Origin of the sequence: Nocardioides sp. (assembly GCF_034670285.1) — a bacterium.
GTDB lineage: Bacteria > Actinomycetota > Actinomycetes > Propionibacteriales > Nocardioidaceae > Nocardioides.
In genome coordinates, this window is the sequence record NZ_JAXMNS010000185.1 from 1 (window position 1) to 7,067 (window position 7,067).

Annotated in this window: 8 protein-coding genes; 5 read left to right on the forward strand and 3 right to left on the reverse strand. The window is 73.2% G+C overall.

Annotated elements, in window-relative coordinates:
- From VOI19_RS10685 to VOI19_RS10695, 3 genes are all read left to right on the forward strand, one after another.
- Window positions 1-467, forward strand: a 467-nt coding sequence (locus VOI19_RS10685) for a hypothetical protein (protein WP_323792949.1), incomplete at its 5' end; no start/stop codon positions are given.
- The gene (locus tag VOI19_RS10690; protein WP_323792950.1) at window positions 464-1,579 is read left to right on the forward strand and encodes a hypothetical protein; all 1,116 of its coding nucleotides are present in this window, start codon (window positions 464-466) and stop codon (window positions 1,577-1,579) included. The genes VOI19_RS10685 and VOI19_RS10690, both read left to right, overlap by 4 nt.
- Window positions 1,576-3,003, forward strand: coding sequence for a PstS family phosphate ABC transporter substrate-binding protein (locus VOI19_RS10695; protein ID WP_323792951.1), 1,428 nt, complete (start codon window positions 1,576-1,578; stop codon window positions 3,001-3,003). Before VOI19_RS10690 ends, VOI19_RS10695 begins: the two co-directional genes overlap by 4 nt.
- Before the next feature lie 7 nt (window positions 3,004-3,010).
- Here the strand turns inward: VOI19_RS10695 and VOI19_RS10700 are convergent, their stop codons facing one another.
- Both VOI19_RS10700 and VOI19_RS10705 read right to left on the reverse strand, forming a co-directional pair.
- Window positions 3,011-3,901 carry an NUDIX domain-containing protein gene (locus VOI19_RS10700; protein WP_323792952.1) on the reverse strand — a complete coding sequence of 297 codons (891 nt, stop codon included), beginning with the start codon at window positions 3,899-3,901 and terminating at the stop codon, window positions 3,011-3,013.
- Between the two features lie 20 nt (window positions 3,902-3,921).
- Window positions 3,922-4,704 (reverse strand): lysophospholipid acyltransferase family protein, encoded by a 783-nt coding sequence (locus VOI19_RS10705; protein WP_323792953.1) that lies wholly within the window; start codon window positions 4,702-4,704, stop codon window positions 3,922-3,924.
- A gap of 262 nt (window positions 4,705-4,966) precedes the next feature.
- Here VOI19_RS10705 and VOI19_RS10710 point away from each other — a divergent pair, with 262 nt between their 5' ends.
- Both VOI19_RS10710 and VOI19_RS10715 read left to right on the forward strand, forming a co-directional pair.
- A complete protein-coding gene (locus VOI19_RS10710) occupies window positions 4,967-5,398 on the forward strand; it encodes a methyltransferase domain-containing protein (protein WP_323792954.1) in 432 nt (143 codons plus the stop codon).
- Window positions 5,392-5,682, forward strand: coding sequence for a hypothetical protein (locus VOI19_RS10715; RefSeq protein ID WP_323792955.1), 291 nt, complete (start codon window positions 5,392-5,394; stop codon window positions 5,680-5,682). Before VOI19_RS10710 ends, VOI19_RS10715 begins: the two co-directional genes overlap by 7 nt.
- 27 nt (window positions 5,683-5,709) lie before the next feature.
- On the opposite strand, the gene VOI19_RS10720 is transcribed toward VOI19_RS10715, so the two are convergent.
- Complete coding sequence (locus tag VOI19_RS10720) at window positions 5,710-6,948, reverse strand: geranylgeranyl reductase family protein (protein ID WP_323792956.1); 1,239 nt, start codon at window positions 6,946-6,948, stop codon at window positions 5,710-5,712.
- Between the last annotated feature and the right edge of the window lie 119 nt (window positions 6,949-7,067).

Sequence of the window (7,067 nt, forward strand, 5' to 3'; positions counted from 1 at the left end):
TTGCTGACATGGTCCCGCCGTCGGCGACGTCCTTCACCTCCCCGCGACCGGTCACCGTGCGGCCGTCGACTGCCCTCGCCCGCACCTCCGGAGCGCTGCGACCGACGGGAGCCGACGAGCCCCACGACGACTCGGTGGCCGGGGTGGCGGCCGCGGTCATCGCCTCGATGCGAGCGGTCGGCGAGGCCCACGAGCGCCACCTCGAGTCGATCGAGCTCGAGTCCGGCCGCCGCAGCGAGCTGCTGACGGCTCAGGCCGAGCTCGATGCCGAGCTGATCCGCCTGCACGCGCGACGCGAGGCACACGCGATCATCGCCGCGGCTCGCATGCGCACCGGCGAGCAGCGTTCGCCGGTCGAGGCCGACCAGCTGCGCGAGATCGGAGAGACGTTCTCCCGTTTCGCCGAGACGATCGAGTCCAACATCATCTCCGGGCCCGCTTCCACCCGCGGTCCACGGGACCTGTGAGCGGCACGGTCCGCGCGCGCGTCCTGCTGGCGGCCGCCGTCGGGTCGCTGGCGCTCGGCTGCACGTCCACCGACTCCGCGTCGACGGGCGCGACCCCGGCCGCGGACGAGAACGGCGCCGGCCTGAGCACGCGGGTCGGCTCCGAGCCGGCGCCGCTGCCCGACACGGTCTTCAGCGTCCTCGGTCCGTGGAACACCTTCGCCGACGACCGTGGCGTGCACCCCCGCTCGACCGGACTGTTGCGCGAGGTCGCACTCGGCCTGCGCCCCGGCGAGGACGCGCTCCTCATCCAGACCTGGGGGCGCAGCGTGCCGGTCGTCACCGACGGCGAACCCACGGTCGTCAGGTGCCGTCAGGCGCGGTGCGGCGACGGCGCCGGCGAGCTGCTCCTCGACCTCCCCACCGACGTCGACCCCGATCCGCGCTACGACGGTTGGTACACCGTGGTCGACGTCGCCGAGCGCACCGTGCGCGACCTGCGCCGCGCGCGGCGTGAGGACGACGGCTCGATCTCCTACGAGCTGATGCGCGAGTGGGACCTCGACGGTCCCGGCTTCCAGCAGCCGTACGGCGTGGGCGCGCGGGGCTCCGGCCTGCCCCTGCTCGGTGGACTGATCCGCCGCGACGAGCTGGACCGCGGGGCCGTCGAGCACGCGCTCGCGATCAGCCTGCCCGGCACCGCCTCGGGCTCGTTCCTCCAGCCTGCCTCGTCGACCGACGGCACCGGCGCTGCCAGCTCGCTGCCCCAGGGCGCACGCATCTACCTGCGTCCGGCGTTCCGCCTCACCCGGCCCGTCGACCCGGCCACCGGGCGACCGCAGGAGTGGACCCCCGAGGTGCAGCTGCGCGCCATGCTCCTCGTCCGTGCCCTCAAGACCTACGGCGCCGTCGTCGTCGACGAGGCACCCGTGCCGACGCTGTACGCCGAACGCACGGAGGCCGGGCAGGCCCCCCTGCTCGGGGGCGACGAGCTCTCCGGCATCGGCCTCGACGACTTCCTCGTCGTCGACTTCGATCCCGAGGACCGCCTCGCCTACCCCGCTGACGACCTCACTGACGAGCCCACTGACGGGCCCACCGACGGGCCCACCGACGACGGGGACACCCGGTGAGCCGCACCCGCACCGGCAGCCTCGCGCTCGCCGCCGTCCTCACGCTGAGCGGGTGCACCGGAGGGGACCCCACCCCCGGTGGCCCCTCCGAGATCCCCTCGCTCGACCGCACCGGCCGCGACCCGGTCATCCCCAGCACGTCGCCGGCTCCAGCCGCCGCCGACACGATCCTCGTCGGCACGTTGCCCGACCCGGTGCCCGGACGCATCGAGGTCGCCGGCGCGCCCAGCGTCGTGTCAGCTGGGGTCCTGCCGGCCTTCTCCGAGGCCAGCGAGACACAGGTGGTGCAGGCGCCCGCCGACGAGTCCCGCGCCTTCCAGCGCCTCTGCGTCGGGGAGGTCGACCTCGTCGACTCCGCTCGTCCGATCTCGGCCGAGGAGTGGGAGAGCTGCCGTGCGCAGGGACTCGACGTCGTCCAGCTGCGCGTGGCCTCGGACGCCGTCGTGGTGGCGATCAGGACCGGCTCCGACGTGGGCGGCGACTGTCTCGACACCGACCAGCTCGCGCGGATCCTCTCTGCCGACGACGCCGTGTCCGACTGGTCCGAGGTCGGCGACGGCTTCGACGAGGTGCCGCTGCGCACCGCCGGCCCCGACGTCGACTCCGAGGCGATGCGCTCGCTCGGCCGTCTCGTCCTCGACGTCTCGGAGCCGACCCGCGACGACCTCGCACCCGACTACCGCGCCCTGCCCGACGAGACCGCCGTCCGCGACCTCGTGGCCGGGTCGGCCTCCGACCGCGACCTCACCACCCGCTACCTGCCCCAGGTGCAGCGGCGACGCGCAGCCCTGCGAAGCGCACTGGCGGCCGCCACCCGTGCCCTCGACGCGGCGCGCGCCGCGGTCGCCGGCACCGATGCCCCGACCGGTCGGGCCTACGCCGAGCGCCGCGCGGCCGTGGACGAGGTCGACCGGCTGCGTCTACTCCTCGCGCCCGTCGCCGAGCGCTACGAGCGGCTGACGGGTGCCGCGGCACGGGTCGAGGCGACGAACGGCACGCTGGGCCTCTTCTCGCGCAGCCGGGCCGTCACGGACGCCGACGTGCTGCGCCCCTTCGAGATCGAGGTCGCCGACGGCGACCGGCAGCGCTCCTGCATCCTGCCCACCGGGGCGAGCATCGCGAACGGCGCCTACCCGCTGTCGCGCCACCTGTTCCTCACCGCGACCACTCGGTCGGTCAAGCGGCCCGAGGTCGCCGACTACCTCGCCTTCCACCTGCGCAACGCCGCCGAGGTCGCCGAGCGCGCCGACCTGGTGCCGCTCCCGGCTCCCGCCATCCGCACCCAGCTCGACTGGGTCGAGACCGGTGACCTCCCGGTCTTCGCGTCGGTCGACGGCGGTCCTGTCGAGCAGCTGCCCACTGTGACTGCTGTCGACCCCGAGACCGACACCGAGCCGGACCCGGTGGAGGCCCCGGCCCGCTGACGACTCGTCAGCCCCGGCCGCGAGCCATCGTCAACGACTGACGCACGAGATCGAGGACCTCGACCGAGCCGTCCTCGATGTCGGCGATCGGCACCCAGTCGACCGCGTCGGTGGTGCCGCCCTTCTCCACCAGCACGGCGTGCGACCCGTCGGGCACCCGGGCGGCGTAGACGATGCCGATGGAGTGGAACTCCTCGTCGCGACCCGACGGTGCCGTGCCCTGGACGGCGACGTCGCCGACAGCGAGGAGCCCGTCGACCTCGGCCACGAGTCCCGTCTCCTCCAGGATCTCTCGCCGGAGCGCCGCCGTCGGCGACTCGGCGTGCTCCACTCCCCCGCCGGGCAGCGACCAGGAGCCGGTGTGGAAGCCCCGGGCCGAGATGCGCGTCAGCAGGACTGCGGGCACCGGCTCGTCGCGCGTGATCAGGGCATAGGCAGCGACGCGCTGAAACCGGTGCGGCCGGTAGCCCGCCAGGGCCTCCCGCACCAGCGACACGGTCGGCAGCGACCCGTCGAGCACCGCCGAGACCGGGTGCCAGGCGGCCTCGATCGTCGAGCCGTCGACCTCGATGACCCGCGGCGGGGGCGAGTCGGCCGGCACCCAGCCGTCGTACACGATCCGGAGCGAGTGGGCGTCGACCCGACGCCCCCGGCGCCACGTGTCGGGCAGGTGCAGGGAGTAGGTGCGGGCGGTCTCACCGATGGTGACGGCCAGTCCGGTCTCCTCGTACACCTCGCGCACGACCGCGTCGCGCGGGTCCTCGCCGTGGTCGAGGCCACCTCCGGGGAGGGTCCACTGCTCGTGCCGCGAGACGCGCGGCGCGAGGCGACTGAGCAGGATCAGGCCGTCGCGGACGACGACGGCGTACGCCGCCACCCGTTGCACCTGCTGAGCCATGGGACCAACGCTATCCAACGTCAACCAAGGGGTCCCCACGTCGGGGCGACCGCGCTGGTCGGCATGGCGTCGAGGGCGAAGGACTCCACCCGCTCCACGCCGTCCCCGCCGAGGTGCGCGGGGTACCACGGGGCGTACTCCCCCGGCCGCGGTCGGTGCTCGGGCAGCTGCTGCAGGTCCTCCTGCACGGCGTGCAGGCGCTCGCCGAGCAACCGGGTGGTCTCGACGACGTCCGCGGTCGGCGGGACGTGGATCGGCTCGCCGATCCGGACGTCGATCGTGCGACCGCGGGTGATGATCGGGCGAGGGAAGGGTGCGTCGAGGGCCCGCTTCTGGCCCCACAGCCGTTGGCCGCCCCACACGTTCACCGGCAGCAGCGGGGCGCCGGTCTCGCGGGCGAGCGCGACCGCTCCCGGCATCAGCGCGCGCACGACGTACGCCGCCGAGATGCCCGCCTCGGGAAAGAGGCACACGACCTGGTCGTCCTCGAGCAGCCGGCGCGCGCGCAGGTAGGCCGCCGCGGGTGCCTGGCGGTCGACCGGGACGTGTCGCATGACGTCCATGGCGCGTCCGACCGGTGACCCCCAGACGTCGCCGCGGCTGAGGAAGCGCACCAGGCGCCCGGTGCTCAGGAGGGCGTCGCCGACGAAGAGGAAGTCGGGAAACGACACGTGGGTGCTGGCGAGCACGACCGGGCCGCTGCGCGGCAGGTGCTCGGCTCCGCCGGCGCGGACAGTCAGTCCGACCGAGGCGAAGGCGACCTTGCCGGCCGCGATCGCCCCGAGGTAGACGGGCTCGCGCAAGGCGTGACGCATGGTCGCGGAGCCCGTCAGGAGACCGGGGGTCGGGGGTGGCAGGCCAGCACCACGAGCACGTCGGTCGCGGCTGGTCGAGACATCATGCTCAGATCCTCTCAGTCGCCGCCGGCGCCACCGGGTGAGGGTCGACCGACGCCCCGGCGTCCCGGCGCGCCCCGATGGGCCCGTCCGCCGCGAGATGCGAGCATCGAGGGCCAGCGCGAATCGCCGGTCGGCGACCCGCCCGAGACCTGATGAGAGAAGTCTTGTGTTCTTCGACGAGTACCCGCGATTCCTCGACACCAGCGTGACGGCTGCGGGTCAGCGACGCCTCGACATCCGACAGGAGGCGATGATCGCCCAGCACGCGCACCTGCTGCGAGGAAAGCGTGTGCTCGACATCGCCAGCCACGACGGACGGTGGTCGTTCGCGGCGCTCAAGACCGCGGGGGCCAGCCACGTCACCGGTGTCGAGGCCAACTCGGCGCTGGTCAGCAACGCCGAGGAGACCTTCCAGCACTACGGAGTCTCCAAGGACCAGTACCGCTTCATCGACGCCGACGTCTTCGAGGTCCTCGCCGACCCGGCGCGACACGGCATCGAGGTCGACGTCGTGATGTGCCTGGGCTTCAATACCACACGCTGCGCTACGCCGAGCTCCTCAACGGGATCCGCGCCCTCGAGCCGGAGCGCGTGCTGATCGACACCGCGGTGCACCCCAGGCGTGGCAAGTTCGTGCGGATCTTCAACGAGGACACCTCCATGGAGTCGGCCAGCGCCGACGGCGTGCACGGCCACCAGGGACACATGCTCACCGGGCGCCCCACGGTCGGCGCCCTCAGGATGATGCTGAAGGTGCACGGCTACACCATCGACGAACGCTTCGACTGGCCAGGCTTCATCGCCGAGCGCGGCTACGCCACTGGCCCGGTCATCCAGTACCACAAGGGAACCCGCGTCACCTGGGTGTGCACCCCGGTCTGAGCCTCGCTGCTCTCCTCGGGGAGCGGCTCAGGAGAACGGGGGTCGGTGGTCGCGAGCCAGCGAACGCCGTCCGGCCCAGCGCCACACGCGGGCGGCACGGTCGCGGTCCTCGTCGGTGACGAGGTTGCCCATCCAGCGCAGGGCGAGGGTCATCATCAGGTCCGAGCGCATCCCGACCGGTCCGAGGGCCGGCAGGAGCCGCGGCACCGTCACGAGGCCGGCGAGGCGGCGGGCGATCGAGAACGACTCGCCGTAGTGGTCACGCAGCAGGGCCGGCCAGGCCGAGGCGAGGTGCTCACGCTCGGCGAGCATGTCGACGAGCAACCGGCCGGTCTCGAGGCCGTAGTCGATGCCCTCTCCGTTGAGCGGGTTGACGCAGCCGGCGGCGTCGCCGATCAGCGCCCAGTTGGGACCGGCGACGTTGCTGACCGCGCCACCCATCGGGAGCAGGGCCGACGTCGGGGCGCGCAGGTCACCGGAGAGCCCGAACTCCTCGCGCCGCTCGTCGGTGTAGTAGCTCATCAGCGGCTTGATCGCGATGTTGGCGGGACGCTTGGCGGTGGCCAGGGTGCCCACGCCGATGTTCACCTCGCCGTTGCCCAGCGGGAAGATCCAGCCATAGCCGGAGAGGATGTCGCCGTCCTCACCGCGCAGCTCGAGGTGCGAGCTGATCCACGGGTCGTCGGAGCGCTCCGAGCTGATGTAGGCGCGACCGGCGACGCCGTAGACGGTGTCGCGGTGCCACTCGCGGCCGAGCATCTTGCCCAGCGGCGAGCGGACGCCGTCGGCGACCACGAGGCGCTGGCAGGCGATCTCGAAGGTGTCCTCGCCCTGGCGGAAGACGACGGCGGCGACCCGCTCACCCTCCCGTCGTACGTCGACCGCGCGAGCGCCGTCGAGAGCCGTGGCGCCGCTCTTGATCGCGGTCGTGCGCAGGTGGTCGTCGAGCTCGGTGCGCGCCACCGCACTCCCCCAGGAGGGCAGCGTGCCACCGGGCCAGGGCAGGTGGAGGGTCTGGCCGAAGCCGTGGGCGCGCAGGCCCTGGTTGACCGTGTGGGCCCGCAACCAGTCCTCGAGGCCGAGACGGCTGAGCTCGCCGACCGCGCGCGGGGTGAGCCCGTCGCCGCAGGTCTTGTCACGTGGGAAGACGGCCGCATCGGCCAGCACCACGTCGAGCCCGGCTCGCGCCGCCCAGGCCGCGGCAGCCGATCCGGCCGGACCAGCGCCGACCACGAGCACGTCGGTCGCGGCTGGTCGAGTCGTCATGCGCCCATTCTCTCAGTGCCCCCGTCAACCCTCTGGGTGAGGGTCCGGCCGAAATCCGCATGCCTGACGTTTTCCGGCCCCGGGCGCGGACCTCCTGTGATGCCGAGTCGGCGCGTACT